Annotated in this window: 20 protein-coding genes; 18 read left to right on the forward strand and 2 right to left on the reverse strand. The window is 64.0% G+C overall.

From position 1 onward, the window contains the following. The first annotated feature begins 22 nt into the window (after positions 1–22). The 7 genes from hisI (at position 23) to tatC (ending at position 3,234) form a co-directional block, all read left to right on the forward strand. Positions 23–421: a phosphoribosyl-AMP cyclohydrolase gene (gene hisI, locus RZE77_RS05665; RefSeq protein ID WP_319432905.1), complete on the forward strand. Its 399-nt coding sequence runs from the start codon at positions 23–25 to the stop codon at positions 419–421. Next, positions 418–798 carry a phosphoribosyl-ATP diphosphatase gene (locus RZE77_RS05670; protein ID WP_012746326.1) on the forward strand — a complete coding sequence of 127 codons (381 nt, stop codon included), beginning with the start codon at positions 418–420 and terminating at the stop codon, positions 796–798. Before hisI ends, RZE77_RS05670 begins: the two co-directional genes overlap by 4 nt. Before the next feature lie 11 nt (positions 799–809). Beyond that, the gene (locus tag RZE77_RS05675; protein WP_319430174.1) at positions 810–1,199 is read left to right on the forward strand and encodes a DUF4870 family protein; all 390 of its coding nucleotides are present in this window, start codon (positions 810–812) and stop codon (positions 1,197–1,199) included. Continuing rightward, positions 1,189–1,548: a histidine triad nucleotide-binding protein gene (locus RZE77_RS05680; RefSeq protein ID WP_012746328.1), complete on the forward strand. Its 360-nt coding sequence runs from the start codon at positions 1,189–1,191 to the stop codon at positions 1,546–1,548. Before RZE77_RS05675 ends, RZE77_RS05680 begins: the two co-directional genes overlap by 11 nt. Before the next feature lie 65 nt (positions 1,549–1,613). Then, positions 1,614–1,865: a Sec-independent protein translocase subunit TatA gene (gene tatA, locus RZE77_RS05685; RefSeq protein ID WP_124957406.1), complete on the forward strand. Its 252-nt coding sequence runs from the start codon at positions 1,614–1,616 to the stop codon at positions 1,863–1,865. A 13-nt stretch (positions 1,866–1,878) separates the two neighbouring features. Continuing rightward, on the forward strand, positions 1,879–2,337 hold the full coding sequence (gene tatB, locus RZE77_RS05690) for a Sec-independent protein translocase protein TatB (RefSeq protein WP_124957405.1): 459 nt from the start codon (positions 1,879–1,881) through the stop codon (positions 2,335–2,337). Positions 2,338–2,415: 78 nt separating this feature from the next. Further along, positions 2,416–3,234, forward strand: coding sequence for a twin-arginine translocase subunit TatC (tatC, locus tag RZE77_RS05695; RefSeq protein WP_319430179.1), 819 nt, complete (start codon positions 2,416–2,418; stop codon positions 3,232–3,234). Between the two features lie 4 nt (positions 3,235–3,238). Here tatC and RZE77_RS05700 read toward each other — a convergent pair whose 3' ends face one another. Then, positions 3,239–4,399 carry a trypsin-like peptidase domain-containing protein gene (locus tag RZE77_RS05700; RefSeq protein WP_319430181.1) on the reverse strand — a complete coding sequence of 387 codons (1,161 nt, stop codon included), beginning with the start codon at positions 4,397–4,399 and terminating at the stop codon, positions 3,239–3,241. 287 nt (positions 4,400–4,686) lie between these two features. Here RZE77_RS05700 and RZE77_RS05705 point away from each other — a divergent pair, with 287 nt between their 5' ends. From RZE77_RS05705 to pdxA, 3 genes are all read left to right on the forward strand, one after another. Beyond that, a complete protein-coding gene (locus RZE77_RS05705; protein WP_319441050.1) occupies positions 4,687–6,030 on the forward strand; it encodes an MFS transporter in 1,344 nt (447 codons plus the stop codon). Then, entirely contained in the window at positions 6,027–6,800 is a 774-nt protein-coding gene (locus RZE77_RS05710) for a Nif3-like dinuclear metal center hexameric protein (RefSeq protein ID WP_319430185.1), read from the forward strand. Before RZE77_RS05705 ends, RZE77_RS05710 begins: the two co-directional genes overlap by 4 nt. A gap of 62 nt (positions 6,801–6,862) precedes the next feature. Beyond that, positions 6,863–7,915 carry a 4-hydroxythreonine-4-phosphate dehydrogenase PdxA gene (gene pdxA, locus RZE77_RS05715; RefSeq protein ID WP_319441051.1) on the forward strand — a complete coding sequence of 351 codons (1,053 nt, stop codon included), beginning with the start codon at positions 6,863–6,865 and terminating at the stop codon, positions 7,913–7,915. A 23-nt stretch (positions 7,916–7,938) separates the two neighbouring features. On the opposite strand, the gene mscL is transcribed toward pdxA, so the two are convergent. Next, positions 7,939–8,370 carry a large conductance mechanosensitive channel protein MscL gene (gene mscL, locus RZE77_RS05720; RefSeq protein WP_319441052.1) on the reverse strand — a complete coding sequence of 144 codons (432 nt, stop codon included), beginning with the start codon at positions 8,368–8,370 and terminating at the stop codon, positions 7,939–7,941. A 111-nt stretch (positions 8,371–8,481) separates the two neighbouring features. Between mscL and RZE77_RS05725 the strand changes: the two genes are divergently transcribed. From RZE77_RS05725 to RZE77_RS05760, 8 genes are all read left to right on the forward strand, one after another. Beyond that, positions 8,482–9,174 (forward strand): phosphatase PAP2 family protein, encoded by a 693-nt coding sequence (locus RZE77_RS05725; protein ID WP_319441053.1) that lies wholly within the window; start codon positions 8,482–8,484, stop codon positions 9,172–9,174. Between the two features lie 371 nt (positions 9,175–9,545). Next, the gene (locus RZE77_RS05730; RefSeq protein WP_319441054.1) at positions 9,546–10,709 is read left to right on the forward strand and encodes a polysaccharide biosynthesis/export family protein; all 1,164 of its coding nucleotides are present in this window, start codon (positions 9,546–9,548) and stop codon (positions 10,707–10,709) included. Continuing rightward, positions 10,706–11,161: a low molecular weight protein-tyrosine-phosphatase gene (locus RZE77_RS05735; RefSeq protein ID WP_319441055.1), complete on the forward strand. Its 456-nt coding sequence runs from the start codon at positions 10,706–10,708 to the stop codon at positions 11,159–11,161. Before RZE77_RS05730 ends, RZE77_RS05735 begins: the two co-directional genes overlap by 4 nt. Further along, a complete protein-coding gene (locus RZE77_RS05740) occupies positions 11,158–13,410 on the forward strand; it encodes a polysaccharide biosynthesis tyrosine autokinase (protein WP_319441056.1) in 2,253 nt (750 codons plus the stop codon). The genes RZE77_RS05735 and RZE77_RS05740 overlap by 4 nt, the downstream gene beginning before the upstream one ends. Positions 13,411–13,752: 342 nt before the next feature. Beyond that, a complete protein-coding gene (locus RZE77_RS05745) occupies positions 13,753–14,466 on the forward strand; it encodes a sugar transferase (protein ID WP_319441057.1) in 714 nt (237 codons plus the stop codon). 39 nt (positions 14,467–14,505) lie between these two features. Then, on the forward strand, positions 14,506–15,654 hold the full coding sequence (locus tag RZE77_RS05750; protein ID WP_319441058.1) for a polysaccharide pyruvyl transferase family protein: 1,149 nt from the start codon (positions 14,506–14,508) through the stop codon (positions 15,652–15,654). A gap of 9 nt (positions 15,655–15,663) precedes the next feature. Then, a complete protein-coding gene (locus RZE77_RS05755; protein ID WP_319441059.1) occupies positions 15,664–16,731 on the forward strand; it encodes a glycosyltransferase family 4 protein in 1,068 nt (355 codons plus the stop codon). Then, positions 16,731–18,008, forward strand: a complete 1,278-nt coding sequence (locus tag RZE77_RS05760) for a glycoside hydrolase 5 family protein (RefSeq protein ID WP_319441060.1) — start codon at positions 16,731–16,733, stop codon at positions 18,006–18,008. The genes RZE77_RS05755 and RZE77_RS05760 overlap by 1 nt, the downstream gene beginning before the upstream one ends. Position 18,009: the final 1 nt, after the last annotated feature.

An 18,009-nucleotide genomic window follows, 5' to 3' on the forward strand; every position in this document is an offset into this window, starting at 1 on the left:
AGGGCCGCTCCGGGGTGGGACAATACCTGCCATGAATTGGCTTGACGAAGTGAAATGGGACGCGAACGGGCTGGTGCCCGTGATCGCGCAGGAACAGGGCAGCAACGACGTGCTGATGTTCGCCTGGATGAACCGCGAGGCGCTCCAGAAGACCGCCGAGCTCGGCCGCGCGGTGTATTTCAGCCGCTCGCGCAGCAAGCTCTGGTTCAAGGGCGAGGAATCGGGCCATGTGCAGACCGTGCACGAGATCCGCCTGGACTGCGACAACGACGTCGTGCTGCTCAAGGTCACCCAGCTCGGCCACGAGCCCGGCATTGCCTGCCACACCGGCCGCCACAGCTGCTTCTTCAGCAAGTACGAGAACGGCCAATGGCACGCGGTCGAGCCGGTCTTGAAAGACCCGGAGTCGATCTACAAATGACGGCCACAGTGAACACCTCGGACGCCCTCGCACGCCTGGCCGCGGTCATCGAAAGCCGCCTGCCCGCGCGCGGCGGCGACCCCGACAAGAGCTACGTGGCGCGCCTGCTGCACAAGGGCCCCGATGCCTTCCTCAAGAAGATCGGCGAGGAAGCCACCGAGGTGGTCATGGCCGCCAAGGATGCCGACCACGGCGGCGACCGCACAAAAATAGTGAACGAAGTGGCCGACCTGTGGTTCCACACCATGGTGGCGCTGGCGCACTACGGTTTCTCGCCGGGCGAGGTGATTGCGGAGCTCGAGCGCCGCGAGGGCACCAGCGGCATCGAGGAAAAAGCCTTGCGCAAGGCGCAGGCCCGCGAGGCATCCAACGATTGAAAGGACGTCCCATGGCCAACGACATCGTGAATGTGGAACCCGACGACTCGCTCAAGACCTGGGGCTGGATCAGCTATATCCTGCACCTGATCGTGGCCATTGGCGCCGTCCTGCCGGGGGCGCAGGCCTCGGTGGCGCTGCTGCTGCTGGCGCTGCTGATCGATTTCATCAAGCGCGACAACGCCGCCGGCACCTGGCAGGCCACGCATTTCAGCTGGCGCATCCGCTCGGTGCTGTGGGCGGGCCTGCTGTACATCCTGACCTCGTGGCTCTGGCTGCTCTTTCTCGTGCCGGGCTGGATCGCCTGGAGCCTCATTTCGCTGTGGTTTCTCTACCGGATCGTGAAGGGCATGATCCGCATGAACGGCAGCCGTCCCATGGAACCCCAAGATGTCATCTGATCCGAACTGCGTCTTCTGCAAAATCATCGAAGGCAAGATTCCTTCACGCAAGGTCTACGAGGACGACGAACTGTTCGGCTTTCACGACATCGCCCCCTGGGCGCCTGTGCATTTCATGCTGGTGCCCAAGCGGCACATCGCCTCGATGGCGCAACTCACCCCCGACGATGCCGCGCTGATGGGCCGGATCATGACGCTGGCCCCCAGGCTCGCGCTGGAGCAGGGCTGCAGGCCCTATCCGGAGGGCGGCTACCGGGTCGTCGTCAACACCGGCGCCGAGGGTGGGCAGGAGGTTCACCATCTCCATGTGCACGTCATGGGCGGCCCCCGTCCGTGGCTGCGCGGCTGAATCCCATTAATCCGAACTGTCACATTCAGGCCGACTAAAATCGGACACATTCTTAGGAGTCTTCCATGGGTTCTTTTTCTATCTGGCACTGGCTGATCGTGCTGCTCGTCGTGGTCATGATCTTCGGCACCAAGAAGCTGCGGAACATGGGTTCCGACCTTGGTGGCGCCGTCAAGGGCTTCAAGGACGGCATGAAGGACGGCACCACCACCGCCGATGCACCTGCCGCTTCGTCGGCCCCTGCAGCGCAGGTGACCGGCCAGCCGGCCAACAGCGACAAGTCCACGATCGACGTCGAAGCGCGTCAGAAGTCCTGAGCGCGGGTCATAAGTGCTCGACCTCGGCATTGAGAAGCTGGCGCTCATCGGCGTCGTGGCTCTGATCGTCATCGGGCCGGAAAAGCTGCCCCGGGTGGCGCGCACCGTCGGCACCCTGCTGGGCAAGGCGCAGCGCTACGTGAACGACGTCAAGGCTGAAGTCAACCGCTCGATGGAGCTGGACGAACTGCGAAAGATGAAGGGCACGGTGGAAGATGCCGCGCGGGACGTCGAGCAGAGCATCCACAGCGGCGCAAGCGAACTCGAGAAGCAGTTCTCCGGCTCGGGCGAGACGCTTTCGGCGCTGGCCGAACCCGAGCCCGCGGTGCCGGAATACAGGCACCCCCGCAAGAACTGGCGCCTGAAGCAGGGCGCCACGCCGCAGTGGTACAAGGCGCGCAACGGCGTGCGCACCAAGGCGCTTTCGGGTGCCGCGCGCGTCGCCCGCTTCCGTCCCCACAAGATCAACTAGCGGCTTTCCCACCAGCGCGTTCCTCGTGCGCCGCACGCCGGCCGAAGCCACGCTTTTCTCCTGCTTTTTCTCCTTCCAATGGCCGATTCCGACAACAAGAACAAAGACGCAGAAGACGAGCTGGCGGGCACCGAACAACCGTTCGTGCAACATCTGGTCGAGCTGCGCGACCGGCTGCTCTATTGCGTCTACGGCCTGGCGGTCGCGGGCATCCTGCTGGCCATCTGGCCCGGCCCGGGCGGGCTGATCGACCTGATCGCGATGCCGATCCGCGCGCACATGCCGCCGGACGCCAAGCTCATTGCCATTGGCGTGTTCTCGCCGTTCTTCGTGCCGCTCAAGGTGCTCATGATGACGGCGGTGCTGCTGGCGCTGCCCTGGCTCATGTACCAGGCCTGGATGTTCATTGCGCCGGGGCTCTACAGCCATGAAAAGCGCTTTGCGCTGCCGCTGATCTTCTTCGGCAGCCTGCTGGCCTACGGGGGCATCGCCTTCGTGCAGTTCTTCGTGCTGGACAAGATGTTCAGCTTCATCCAGAAGTTCACGCCGGCCGCGGTGGCGGCCACGCCCGACATCTCCTCGTATGTCGAGGCCATCCTCTCGCTCTACATCGCGTTCGGCGTCGCCTTCCAGGTGCCGATCGTCGTGATGCTGCTGGTGCGCTTCGAGATGGTGACCATCGAGAAGCTGCGCTCGTTCCGCGGCTACTTCATCGTGGTGGCCTTCGTGATCGCCGCGGTGCTCACGCCGCCGGACGTGGTGTCGCAGCTCGCGCTGGCGGTGCCGATGTGCCTGCTCTACGAGGTGGGCATCATCGGCGCCCGCTATTTCGCCGGGGGCAAGAAATCATCCGAAGAGAAGGAAGAAGAAAGCGCGGATTCCTCCGCCTCTTCCTGACCGCTCATTCGGGCTGGTTCGGCACCTGCCGCATCGGGCTCTTGGGCCGCAGGCCCGGCGTCACGTCCAGTTCCATCTTGTCGGTGCCGCGCTGCAGCGCGAAGCGCGCGGTGCTGCCGGGCTTGAGGCCGGCCACGGCGGTCAGCAGGGCCTGCACGTTGTCGGTCTTCTTTTCGCCGACCGAGGTGATCACGTCGCCCGGACGGATGCCGGCCTTGGCCGCGGGGCCGTTCTGCAGCACGCCGGTGATGATGACGCCGGCATCGGCCTTCACGCCGAAGGTTTCGGCCAGTTCGGGCGAGAGTTCGTTCGGCTCGACGCCGATCCATCCGCGGCGCACCTGGCCGTCCTTCACGATGCCTTCGAGAACGATCTTCGCCATGGAAACCGGGATCGCGAAGCCGATGCCCATGCTGCCGCCCGAACGCGAATAGATGGCGGTGTTGACGCCCAGGAGGTTGCCGCTGACGTCGATCAGCGCGCCGCCCGAATTGCCGGGGTTGATGGCCGCGTCGGTCTGGATGAAGTTCTCGAAGTTGTTGATGCCGAGCTGGTTGCGCCCGAGCGCCGAGACGATGCCGCTGGTGACCGTCTGGCCCACGCCGAAGGGATTGCCGATGGCCAGCACCTGGTCGCCCACCTGGAGCTCGTCGGAATTGCCCAGCACGATCGCGGGCAGCTTGTCCATCTCGATCTTGAGCACGGCAAGGTCGGTGTCAGGGTCGGTGCCGATCACCTTGGCGCGCGTATGGCGGCTGTCGTTGAGCGTGACTTCGATTTCGTCCGCGCCTTCGACCACGTGGTTGTTGGTGAGGATGTAGCCCTCGGCACTCACGATCACGCCGCTGCCCAGGCCGACCTGGGGCTGGTCGCCCTGGTCGCCGAAGAAAAAGCGGAACCACGGATCGTTGCTGCGGGGATGGCGCTGCGCGGCCTTGCTGGTGTTGATGCTCACCACGGCCGGCGAGGCCTTCCTGGCCGCCGCGCTCAGGCTGCCAGCGACCGGCACGGACGGGGCGCCCGCCGGCGCCTCGACGATCGACACGACGCCCCCCAGGGAGGTGGCGCGGCGGTTGATCCACTCGGGCTTGAGCGTGGCAACAACGAAATAGGCCGCCAGGAGGACGGTCACGGCTTGGGCAAAGAGCAGCCAGGTGCGTTTCATGAAGCTTTGGATAGAACGGGGAACACGCCGTCCACGCGGCGCCAACGGGTCCATTGTCCCTCAACCCCCATCCGCCAGAAACCGCGCGGTGCGGTCGAGAATGACAAAGGTCTCGTGCGCCAATAAGGGATAACCCTTAGCATCGCGCAGCGAGCCCACACGGCTCCGAGCTCCGGCCTTCCGCGCCGCCCATCCGGTGGACGCGGCCAGGCGTTTCGCCGGCGCGCCGATTCTCCGCTTCCCATCCCTCGGCGGCCCGGCGCGCGGCAACGACCTTCCTGCCCGCCATGACTTCTCACGCAATCTCCCCGGACGGCACCCAGCCGGCGCCGGCGCGCACGCTCGGCGCGCGCGACTACAAGACCCTGGCCCTGTCCGCGCTCGGCGGAACGCTGGAGTTCTACGACTTCGTCATCTACGTGTTCTTCGCCACCGTGCTGGGCGCGCTTTTCTTTCCCGCCGACATGCCCGACTGGTTGCGGCAACTCCAGACTTTCGGCATCTTCGCCGCCGGCTACCTGGCACGCCCGGTGGGCGGCATCGTCATCGCGCATTTCGGCGACCTGCTCGGCCGCAAGCGCATGTTCACGCTGTCGATCTTCCTGATGGCGGCGCCCACGCTGGTCATCGGCCTGTTGCCCACCTACGCGAGCATCGGCATCGCCGCGCCCTTGCTGCTGCTGGCGATGCGCGTGCTGCAGGGCGCGGCCATCGGCGGCGAGATGCCCGGCGCCTGGGTGTTCATCGGCGAGCACGTGCCGGCGCAGCGCTACGGCTTCGGCATCGGCGCGCTGACTTCGGGCATCACGGGCGGCATCCTGCTGGGCTCGCTGGTGGCGGTGGCCATCAACCGCCACTATTCGCCGGCGGAGGTGAGCGGCTTTGCCTGGCGCATTCCTTTCGTGCTGGGCGGGGTGTTCGGCCTCGTCTCGGTTTACCTGCGCCGCTTCCTGCACGAGACGCCGGTCTTCAAGGAGCTGGCCGACCGCAAGACCGTGGCGCGCGAGCTGCCGCTGCGCACCGTGCTGCGCGAGCACCGCGCGGCCAGCGTCTACGTGGCGCTGCTGACCTGGGTGCTGTCGGCCGCCATCGTGGTGGTGGTGCTGTACACGCCCACCTACCTGCAGAAGGTGCACCACATTCCGGCCGCGCTGGCGCTGGAAGCCAACGCCCTTGCCACGCTGACCCTGACCATCGGCTGCGTGCTGGCTGGCTGGGCCAGCGACCGCATCGGCACGCGCGCCGTGATGCTCATCGGTTGGGGCGGATTGTTCGCAACGGCCTATCTTTTCTACACGGGACTGCCCGGCACGCCGGCCACGCTGTTCTGGCACTACGGCCTGGTGGGATTGTTCGTGGGCACCATCGCCACGGTGCCGATTGCCGGCGTGCGCGCCTTTCCGGCGCCGGTGCGCTTCACGGGGCTTTCGTTTGCCTACAACATGTCGTATGCCGTGTTCGGCGGCCTCACGCCGGTGATCCTCACGCTCTGGCTGCAGCACGACACCATGGCGCCGGCGCATTACGTCGCCGTGCTGGCCGGGCTGGGTTTCGTGCTGGCCCTGTGGCCATTGGCGGCGCGCGGCCATGCGATGCGCGACGGCATCGGGAGCGCGACAATGGCGCGATGAGCACCACTCGCCATGAATTGCTGCATGCCTTCGACCTGCTCCTTGCGCCGTCGCGCTTCAAGGACTACGGACCCAATGGCCTGCAGGTCGAGGGCCGCACCGTGGTGCGGAAGATCGTCTCCGGCGTCACGGCGAGCCGCGCGCTCATCGAGGCCGCCATCCATGCCGAAGCCGATGCCATCTTCGTGCACCACGGCCTGTTCTGGCGCGGCCAGGACGGCTGCGTCACCGGCTGGATGAAGCAGCGCCTGGGGCTGCTGCTGGGCGACGACGTCAACCTGTTCGCCTATCACCTGCCGCTCGATGCGCATCCGGAGTTGGGCAACAACGCGCAGCTCGGCCTGCAGCTCGGCTTGCTTGCTCATGCCGGATCGGCCGGGCGCTTCGGCGACCAGGAGCTCGGCTTCCTGGGCGCACTCGAAAACGCAGAGACCTTTCCCAGTGCCAAGGCGCTGGCCGCCCATGCGGAAAAGGTGCTGAAGCGGCCCGTCACCCTGGTGGATACCGCGCACCGCCCCATCAGGAACATCGCGTGGTGCACGGGTGGCGCCCAGGGTTACTTCGAGGCTGCGATCGCTGCCGGCGCCGACGCCTTCATCACCGGGGAGATCTCCGAACCGCAGGCCCACTACGCCCGCGAGATGGGCGTCGCTTTCCTGGCCTGCGGCCACCATGCCACCGAGCGCTATGGCGCCCAGGCGGTGGCCGGGCACGTGGCGGCCCAGCTCGGGCTGAAGCACGAGTTCATCGACATCGACAATCCGGCATGAGCGCAGCGCCGGGCCGCCCCAAGCAAGCTCGCACCGCAGCCCGCCAGGGCGAAGGTATTCCGATGAGCGCAGCGTCGGCTTCCATTGCCATCACGCTGGGCGATCCCGCGGGCATCGGCCCGGAAATCATCGCCAAGGCCTTCCGCCAGGCGCCCGACGCCACGCGCGGCGCTTTCGTGGCCGGCGACGTGGCCACCATGCGCCGGGCATCGCAGGCGCTGGCGTCGCCGGGACAACCCGCCTGGCCGGTGGCGCAGATCGAGCGCATTGCCGAAGCGGCCGCGGTGCCGCCGGGCTGCATCCCGGTGCTGCAGGTGGTGGCCGCGCCGGCGGAAGACATCGTGCCCGGCCGGATCGGCGCCGAAGCCGGCCGCGTGGCCGGCGACTGCGTGGTCTGGGCTGCACGCGCCGCATTGCGGGGCGAGATCGCCGCCATCGTCACGGCGCCGCTGCACAAGGAAGCACTGGCCGCGGCCGGGTTTCCCTATCCCGGCCATACCGAGCTGCTGCAGGCAGAGGCCGCCGCGCACGCGGGCGTCGCGGTGGACGGCATGCCGGTGCGCATGATGCTGGCCAACGACGAACTGCGCACCGTGCTGGTGAGCATTCATATGTCGTTGCGCGACGCCATCACGGCCGTGAGCTTCGGCAGCGTGCTGGAGACGCTGCGCATCACCCACCGGGCCTTGCAGCGCATGCTCGGGCGGGCGCCGCGCATCGGCGTGGCCGGCCTCAATCCGCATGCGGGCGAGGGCGGCCTGTTCGGCTCCGAGGAGCGCGACATCATTGCACCGGCCATTGCGGCCGCCCATGCCGAGGGCATCGACGCCCACGGGCCTTACGCACCCGACACCGTCTTCATGCGCGCGCGTGCCAGGCCCGGAGTGCCGGGAGGCGGCGAGTTCGACGTGGTGATTGCGATGTACCACGACCAGGGCCTGATCCCGGTCAAGTACCTTGGCGTGGAGAAGGGCGTGAACGTGACGCTGGGCCTGCCGCTGGTGCGCACCAGCCCCGATCACGGCACCGCATTCGATATTGCGGGCACCGGCCGGGCCGACGCGTCGAGCCTCATCGAGGCGCTGCGCATGGCCAGAACCTTGGCGGGCGCCTGATCAGGAAGGCGCGCGAGGGCGGCTCAGGGGCGCTTCAGGCTGTCGCGGATCTCGCGCAGGAGGGCGATGTCTTCCGGCGGTGCCACCGGTGCCGCGGGCGCCTCCGCCTGCGTCTTGCGCAGCTTGTTGATCTGCTTGACCATCATGAAGATGATGAAGGCAAGGATCACGAAGTTGACCGCGATGGTGATGAAGTTGCCATAGGCCAGCACCGGCACGCCGGCCTTCTTGAGTTCGGCCAGGTTGTTGGCGACACCCGCCGGCACGGTGCCCAGCACCACATACAGGTTCGAGAAATCCAGCTTGCCGAACACCAGCCCGACGACCGGCATGATGATGTCGGCAACGATCGAATCGACGATCTTCCCGAATGCCGCGCCAATGATCACGCCGACCGCGAGATCGATCACGTTGCCCTTGACGGCAAATTCCTTGAACTCACTGAGGATGCTCATGATTTCAATATGCTCCAGGAGCGCTGGTGTTGAAGGTGCCGCAAGTATGCCTTCGGAACGGCTCCGACCGGCGCCGGCGCACCAATAGAAAAGCGCACTTATTTCACGTTAATGACTAATTTCTGGTTAATTGCCACCGGCTTCGGTGACAGCGGCTTCCTGTTGCCCACCGCATTGGGAATTGCAATTTGGCTTGCAATCGATCGCAGCACGCGTCCGGCCGCGGTGCGGTGGACGCTGCTATTCGGCGGTTGCGGCTTCATCGTGATGCTGTCCAAGCTTCTCTTCATGGGCTGGGGCATTGGCAGCGCCGATTTCGATTTCATCGGCTTCAGTGGGCATACCGCGCTGGCAACCAGCGTCTGGCCGGTCGTTTTCTGGCTGGCGGCGCGGCGCCGCGCACCAAACGTGCGCATGGCGGCCGCGGTATTGGGATGGGTATGGGGCGTCTTCATCGGTGTGTCGCGGCTGGCCCTCGAAGTTCACTCCACCGCGGAGGTCGTCACGGGAGCGATGCTTGGAACAGTTGTAAGCACAAGCTTTTTGCTGTTGCATTGGCGCCAGTCCATGCAGGCCAAGACACCGCGCTGGCTCGCCTTGGCGATGGCGCTGCCGCTCCTCTTTTTCATAGTGGGGCGGCCTGCACCCACACAGGACGCGCTGGAGGCCCTCGCAGCATGGATGGCGGGCATCGAGCGCCCCTTCACCCGCGCCGATCTCCTGCAGAAGCAAAGGGCCGTGCGTCAGCCTGCCAACAGCACACAGTTCCTTACAAAAGAGCAAAGCTTTTCAACCGGCGATTGACGCCGAAGATTTGTGGCCGGAGCGCCACAATTGCTCCGCGCAGCCGGTTAATTGATAGTTCACATTTGCAAACTGCAGGACGCAGCTGCAAGCGTGCCATCGAAGCCCTTTTCCCCAATGAAAAAGGGACTTCAGACATTGATCCCCGAGATAACCCCATCGAGTCTTGGGTTAATCCGCATATAGACACATTTTTTGCATCTATTGAACGGAAAAGGCTCAATGTGCGGGCAGCGACAATTCGCTCCAGCCCGCCTGTCGACGATGCGCGGGCTTTGCTTTGACAAACCGCGGCAAAAAAAGTCCCGCCCAATATCAACTGGGCTCGGGCCTTGCATATGAATCGCGGCTGCTGAAAACCAATTTGTGCAATGGGGATCAATTTGACACGCTTCGTGAACCCGATGGGGTGGGGTTTTGCCCTAATGGGCGCGTTATTGCTGCAGGGCTGCGCACCGGGCTTCAATTCCGTGGGCGCCTACGAGGCGGACCAGAGCCTGCCGCCGGAGTTCCAGTACCTGCCGGCCGATGGCGCGCCTGACGGCGTCATCACGTCCATTTCGCCGGCTTTGATCCGCACGATGGCCGAGTCCCAGCCGACCGCCGTTGCGCCGGACGTGAAGGCGCTTTTTGGCGAATCGCCGGTCTACACCATCGGCCCGGGCGACGTCGTGGGCGTGATCGTCTATGACCATCCGGAACTGCTGCCGAATGCCGGCGCAGTGATCACGCAGCAGGCGGACCCAACGGGTATCAGCGTGGCGCCCGGCTTCATCGTGGGCGCGGACGGGCAGATCACGTTCCCCTACATCGGCCGCGTCAAGCTCCAGGGGCTGACCGAAATCGAGGCCTCCGACCTCATTGCGAGCCGCATCGCCACCTACATCAAGGCGCCGCAGGTCACGGTGCGCATCCAGTCCTTCCGAAGCCGCCGCGCCTTCGTCGAGGGCGAAGTGCGGAACCCGGGGCTGCAGATCTTCACCGACGTGCCGATGACGCTGGCCGAAGCCATCAGCCGGGCCGGCGGCATCACCGCCAATGGCGACCGCTCATTCGTGACGCTCACGCGCGGCGACAAGACCACGCTCATCAACCTGCCCAACCTGCAGGACCTGGGCGCCGATGCCAGCAGGATTCCGCTGCGCAACGGCGACGTGGTCCAGGTGCGGCACCGCGACGAGAGCAAGGTGTTCGTGATGGGCGAAATTGCCCGTCCGTCGGCGCTGCTCATGCACAACGGGCGGCTCAGCCTCAACGAGGCGCTGGGCGAGGCCGGCGGCCCCAACCTGACTTCGGCCAACACGGGCCAGATCTACGTCATTCGCAACAACGCGCGGGGCTTGCCGGCCATCTTCCACCTGAATGCCAAGAACCCCGCGGCGCTGGGCCTGGCCGAGCGCTTCCCGCTGCAGCCGCGCGACGTCGTCTACATCGATTCGGTGCCGCTGGTCACCTGGAACCGCCTGGCCAGCCTGATCCTGCCGGCCGCGCAAGTGATCAACGCCGGCGACGAAGTCTGGAGCCGCCACAGATGAAATCCGTCCTGACAGTCTGCATCGGCAACATCTGCCGCAGCCCGATGGCCGAAGGCATCCTGGCCGCGGGCCTGCCGCATCTTCGCGTGGTGTCGGCCGGCACCGGCGCGCTCGTGGGCAAGCCGGCCGACGCGATGGCGCAGAAGCTCATGCAGGAGCGCGGCATCGACATTTCCGGCCACCTGGCGCAGCAGGTGAACCAGCTGCTGTGCCGGCAGGCGGACCTGATCCTGGTCATGGACATGGCGCAGCGCCGCCATCTCGAGTCGGCCTACCCCTTCGTGCGCGGCAAGGTCTTTCGCATTGCCGAGGCCGCCAAGCAGGACGTGCCCGATCCCTACCAACAGGACGAGGCGGCCTTCGAGCATGCCCTGGCGCTCATCGACGTGGGAGCCAGGACATGGATCGACCGCATTTTGAAAATTACAAAACCTGAGCAGCAACCGACATGAACGCACCCCAGCAAGCCGCCCTGCCGATGCCCGCGCTGGAAGAGGAGAACGACGGGTTCAAACTCGTCGAGTACCTGGACATCCTGATCGACCACCGGTGGTTCATTGCCATCGTGGTTGCCGTGGCCTTGCTGCTTGGCATGGCTTACGCCCTTTTCGGGCAGCCGATGTACGAAGCCAACGTGGCCGTGCAGGTCGAGGACTCCGGCAATTCGGCGGGCAGCTTCCTGGGCGATGCGGCGTCGTCGCTGCTGAGCGTGAAGACGCCGGCCGCGGGCGAGATCGAAATCATCAAGTCGCGCGCCATCCTCGGCCAGGCGGTGGAGAACACCAAGCTGTACATCAGCGCGCAGCCGCGCTACGCACCCATCGTGGGCAGCTGGCTCGCGCGGCGCGCCACCGAGCTGTCGGATCCGGGCTTCATGGGGCTTTCCGGCTACGTGACCGGGGCCGAGGCGATCATGGTTCCGCAGTTCGACGTGCCCGCGGACCTCGAAGCGAAACCGTTCATGCTGACTCTCGGGCCGGACAACCGCTACGAGCTGCTCGTTCCCAACCTCGACGCGCCGCTCAAGGGCACCGTCGGAACCCCGCTCGTGGCCAACGTTCCGGGCGGCAGTCTCCGGCTGCTGGTCAGCTCCATCAGTGCCAAGCCCGGCGCGCAGTTCCAACTGGCCCGCAATTCCAAGCAGTTGGCGCTGCTGTCGCTGCAGGACAACCTCAAGGTCGTCGAAAAAGGCAAGCAGTCCGGCGTTCTCGACGTCAGCCTGAAAAGCCCGAATCCCGAAAAGCTGACGCAGCTGCTCAATGAAATCGGGCGGCTCTACGTCCGCCAGAACATCGAACGCAAGGCTGCCGAGGCCGAGAAGACCCTGGGCTTCCTGGACACCGCGCTGCCGCAGTTCAAGAAGCAGCTCGAGCAGTCCGAAGACCTCTACAACCGCTATCGAAACGAGAACGGCACCGTCAGCCTCGACGACGAGGCCAAGAATGCGCTGGCCCAGACGGTCGACCTGCAATCCAAGTTGCTCGAAGCCGAACAGAAGCGGCGAGAACTTTCGGCGCGCTTCACCGACAAGCACCCGAATCTCCAGACGCTGGACGCGCAGATTTCGGCGTGGCGGGGCCAGATCTCGGCGGTCGATTCGCGCATCCGGAAGATGCCGCTGCTGCAGCAGAACACCGTGCAGATGCAGCGCGACATCAAGGTCAACACCGACCTCTACGTGTCGCTCCTGAACAGCTCGCTGCAGATGCGGCTGGCCAAGGAAGGCAAAGTCGGCAACGTGCGCCTGCTGGACGACGCCATCGTCCCCGAGGAGCCCGTCTGGCCCAAGCGGCCGCTGATCATCGCGCTGGCCCTGCTGCTGGGCCTGGCCGCCGGCGTCGTGCTCGCCATTGTCAAGAACTCGCTGTTCGGCGGCATCCGCAATCCGAGCGAGATCGAGATGCACACGGGCCTCAACGTGTACAGCAGCATCCCGTTGAGCCCCGCCCAGCGGATGATCGACAAGAACATCGAGGGCAGGGCGCCCGGGATGCATGTTCTCGCCCTCCAGCAGTCGGAGGATCCCGCGGTCGAAAGCCTGCGCAGCCTGCGTACCGCATTGCAGTTCGCGATGCTGGAAGCGCCCAACAACCGCCTGCTCATCTCCGGCGCGACGCCGGGAGTCGGAAAGACCTTCGTCTCGGTCAATTTCGCGGCCATTACCGCTGCGTCAGGAAAGAAGGTCCTGCTGATCGACGCCGACTTGCGCAAGGGCCGGGTTAATCAATTCTTCTCCCTTTCCCGCTCGTCCGGCCTTTCGGAATTGATTGTCGGCACCCTGGGCTTCGAAAAAGCCATTCGTTCGTCGATCCTGCCGAACCTGGACGTCATCACGACCGGGGTGCTGCCGCCCAATCCGGCTGAATTGCTCATGAGCGATTCTTTTTCCCAGATCCTGGAAAAGCTCTCGCCGGATTACGACCTTGTGATTATCGATACGGCGCCAGTGCTGGTGGCAGCGGACACCGCGTCGGTGGCGCCGCTCGCGGGCTCTCTTCTGCTCGTGGCCCGGGCGGAAAAGACGCACCTTGGCGAATTGAACGAAAGCGTGAGAAGGCTGGCGCACGCGGGCTGCTCGGCCAATGGCGTAATTTTGAATGCTATGGACTTATCCCGGCGCCATGCAGGTAGCAGCAGCTACAAATATGGTGGTTACCGTTACACACACTATAAATACAAAAACAACAGGGATACCACCTAGTCTGGTGGGCGGTTTCTGAGAAAATTCAGCGAGATTGTGATAATTATCACACTATGCACTAAATCGGTGCCATCAATCAAACGCTAATAACAAAGGACTAGAGACAAGTGCGTCGCTCTTTTGTATTACGTATTTGGATCGCTCGGCCTGCGCATTGATTTTTCTGCGCTGCAACCTTCACGGCTTCCGTGCAAGGCCGTATTGGCCTGAAAACCAAGCCGCCACATATCACTGAACCCGAAAGGGACAAGCACCTGCTTGTAAGACGAAAGGTTCTCCTGCAATGAAAGTTCTCAAGCTGCAAATTTGCCTCCGCTTCGAATGTGAGAAGGGAGCATTCCAATGACGAATTTCCGCCACGAAGAGTCGATGGCAGCCGGGGGCGACGAAGCAGTCGGCGTCATCGCGGACGACATGGCATGGGTCAGGGTCCACCATCCCGCCATGCTGCGCGCCGGAAAAAGAGCGGTGGACGTTGCCGCCGCGCTGTTCTTCTTCTGCGCTTTCGGCTGGCTTTACGTCCTGATCGCCCTGGGTGTGTTCATCACTTCCGGAGCGCCTGTCCTGTACTCCCAGCCGCGATTCGGGCGGGGAGGGCGCGTGTTCAAGTTCTACAAGTTCCGCTCGATGCTGCGGAACTCCGCCGAGATCCTGGAGGAGCACTTGCGCAACGATCCGGTGGCCCGCCAGCAGTGGGACGACTACCAGAAGCTCGAAAACGACCCGCGCATCACGCGCTTCGGCAAGTTCATCCGCAAGACCAGCCTGGACGAGCTGCCGCAGTTCTGGAACGTGCTCGTGGGCGACATGAGCCTGGTCGGACCCCGGCCGTGCATGCTCGACCAGAAGATCCTGTACGGGGCGGACTGGTCGTTCTATTGCGCCGTCCGGCCCGGCATCACGGGCCTGTGGCAGGTCAGCGGGCGCAACCAGCTGAGCTACAAGAAGCGCGTGGCGCTGGATGTCGCCTACGTCGAGACGCTCTCGGTCGGCCGGGACATCGGCATCTTCATCAGGACCATCTGGGTGGTCGCCGTGGGCCACGGGTCGCGATGAGCGGCTTGGCTTCGAAGGCAATCGATCCTTGATTCACAGATGAAAAAGATACTTATCTGCGCGGTGCCCTTCAGCGACAACCTGGGCGACGGGGTCATTGCGGCATCGCTGGCTCATATTGCCGGCCTGAAATATCCGCAGGCGAGGGTCGAATTCCTGGACATTGCCGGCCGGCTCGGCTTCGAGGAAGAAAACCTGCGCGGCGGCGGCGCATTCCGGCTCTTTGCGAAGCTGCCTTCGTTCATCAGGTCGGTGATCGTGTTCCTGTATTGCCTCAAAGGCTATTTTCTCGGCTGGCGGAAGAACTGGAAAGCCGCGGTCGACGACGCGGACCTGATCGTCATTGGCGGCGGCCAGCTGTTTTGCGATGTGGCGCTCAATTTTCCGGCGAAGCTGTTTCTCCTGAGCCGGCTGCTGCGTGGAAAGAAGGTGGTGATCCTGTCGGTTGGCGTGACGGCGAAATGGTCTTTTCTCGGGCGCTTTCTCGTCGGGCGATTCCTGAAGAATGCGAGGCCTGCCTTCTATGCCACGCGCGATCAGGAATCGGCCAGCAACCTGCACAATTATTTTCGAATTCCGAGAAGCGACATACAGGTCGTGCCCGACCCGGCGCTCATTTGCGCCGACGCTTTTTCGGAAGAGCTTTCGCCGGAAAAGAATTGGGACATCGGAATTTGCGTCAGCAGCCTCGATGCGCTGGTCATGAATTCCGAATACGAAGGCTCTAATTCAACGCAATCGGCCAGGTTCTTTGCCACCTTGGCCGAATCGTTGCGCGCCGAGGGAAAGCGGGTGCTTTATTTCACGAACGGCGCCTCCGAGGACAACAAGGTCCTGGAAGAAATTTCCTCGGCCTCCGATGCGCCGAAATCGATTTTTCTCGTTCCCCGGCACCCGGATGAACTCGTTGCCTTGATCAGCGCCTGCTCGTGCATCGTGGCCCACCGGCTGCACGCGAATATCGTGGCCTACGGTTTGAACATTCCGTCCATAGGAATGAATTGGGACAAGAAGGTGGAGTCGTTTTTCGAATTGACCGGCAGAAAGCGCTACCTCTTCGACTTGTCGCCCCGGGTCGAAAAGCTGGGCACCTCGGTGCTGGGCCTGCTCGATGACCGGCACCCGGACCGGAAAGCGCTCGACGCATTGAGAAGCCAGGTGGTGGCCGGTATCCATGCATTGATCTGATTGGCACCTATGAAGATATTGCACGTTGCCGAAACGCTCAAGGGCGGGCTCGAAACCTATCTTCGGCTGGTTTCGGGCTTTCAGCAGAACTCTCCCGTGATCAGCCAGGCCAAGTTCATATTGCCCGGCCCGGTGGAGTGGCTGAGCTCGCAGGACACGCATGTGGTCCCCACGGCCCGCAGTCCTCTTGCCCTTGCGAGCTACGCCGCCGAGATCAAGAGAATCATCCGCTCGGAGCGCCCCACGGTGCTGCACCTGCACAGCTCGATCCCGGGCGGGATCGTTCGTGCCATGGCGCTGCTCGGCCAGGTGCCGGCCGAGACCAAGATCGTCTATTGCTCGCACGGCTGGGCCTTCGACCAGGTCGGGCCTTCGTACAAGAAGTCGATCTACCGATGGATCGAATGGCTGCTTTCCCATTGGAGCGACGCGATCATCTGCATCAGCGGCCACGAGTTCCGGGTTGCCGAAAAATTCGGCATCAAGCGGTGCAAGTGCATTCCGAACGGAATCCAGCCCACTGCGCCCATTGCGGAAAACACGGTGGCTCCCAAGGTTCCGGCACGGCCGCGACGGGTTCTTTTCGTGGGGCGGCTCGATCGGCAGAAGGGCATCGACGCCTTGCTCGACGCCTATGCCCGCGTCCAGCCCGGCTTCAAGCTCGTGATCGTGGGTGGCGCCGTCAGGAACGATCTTTCCCTTGCGCGCTCGAGCGAGATCGAGTTCGCCGGATGGCTCGAGAAAGACGAACTCGAAGAAGCCTACAGGTCGTGCGACGCGGTCATCGTGCCCTCCCGGTGGGAAGGCTTCGGCCTTGTCGCGGTGGAGGCCATGGCCCGCAGCAAGCCGGTTTTTGCGTCCGCCGTGGGCGGTCTTGTCGACATCGTCGAGGACAACAGGAACGGCCGGCTGTTTTCGCTCGACGCGCTGGACGACGTGCTGCGCGAGATCGATCGGATCTCCGATGAGGAATTACAGCGGATGGGGCGTGCCGGCCGGGAGATTTTCGAAGAGAAATACACCGCCGACCGAATGAACGCCGCCATCCTGGACTTGTACAAGGAGTCGGTACAGTGATGAAGTCTTCATCTTTTTCTTTGGTGGCGGGGCGTCTGCTGAGTGCGTTCAGGCTGCTGTGCGCTTCGGCGGCGCTAGCGGCCGTGGCCTGCCCGGCGCAGGCCCGCGGCATCGCCGAACTGGGCACGGAATATCCGGTCGCGCTGAGCGTGCAGATCGACCCGGCCACCATCACGAACGAGGATCTGAACGAGATCAGGGCATCGGGCTTCGAATTCGTGAGATTCGGTGCGCGGCCGCCGCTGAAGAGCGTCAACCCTGCATCGGTCGACTATTCGGGCCTGATCAAGCGCGTGAAAAACGCCAGGCTCCAGGCGATCGTGACCTTGTTCGGGGGCCGGGAGATCTGGGGGCAGAGCCCGGCGGAAGCGGGCGAAGGCCAGCGCGAAAAGCTGTTTGCCAAGTTCGCGCTCGAGTTCATGAGCGCGCACGCGGCCGATGTCGCCGTCTGGGAATTGTGGAACGAGCCCGACCACAAGACCTTCCTGAACCCGGCGCTCTTTTCGAGCTTTGAAACCGCGACCGCCGAGTTCTGCCGCAGCATCGCGCAAATGAAGACCCCGCCGAAGATCCTCATGGGATTCGGCTTTGCGAAGCTTCCGTTCAACCCGGGCCAGGTTCCCTCGCAACTCGAGAATGCCTTCGTGTCGGCGGCCAAGGCCGACTGCCTGACGGACATATCGATCCACCCCTACCGCTCCATTCCGGAGACCGCGATTGGGGACTATGCAAAGCTGCGCGCGAAGCTGGACCAGCAGCAGCTCGGAAAGATCGGGATCGTCGCTTCCGAGTGGGGCTATGCCTCCTACCTGCCGGTGCGGGACCGCAACACCCAGGCTTCGCTGATCCTGCGCGAATACCTCACCAACGTGGCCGCAGGCATCAAGCTGCTGAATCTCTATGCCTGGCAGGACCGGGGAACCTCCGCCATTTCGAGGGAAGACAACTTCGGGCTCAAGTCGAAGGGCGGCGAGAAGAAGGAAGCCTTTTCGAGCCTCACCGAGTTCCTCAAGATCGCCCGCAATTCGAAGAAGGTTTCATACCAGAGCAATGCCGGCTTGAACAAGCTGGTGCTGAGCCGCGGCAATTCCCTGCTGCACGTGGTGTGGACGCAAAGCGCCGAACAGAACGTGCTGGTTCCCGCCGAGAAGGGAAAGAAGTGCACGCGGGTCGACTTCTTCCCGCAAGTGCGCCACGGAAGCTGCGGCAGCCCCGTCGATGGGGGCTTTGCTGCCAAGGCCACCGACTATCCGGTCCTGCTTTCCATTTCGGATTAGG

The organism is Variovorax sp. SPNA7 (assembly GCF_033807855.1).
Taxonomy (GTDB): domain Bacteria; phylum Pseudomonadota; class Gammaproteobacteria; order Burkholderiales; family Burkholderiaceae_C; genus Variovorax; species Variovorax beijingensis.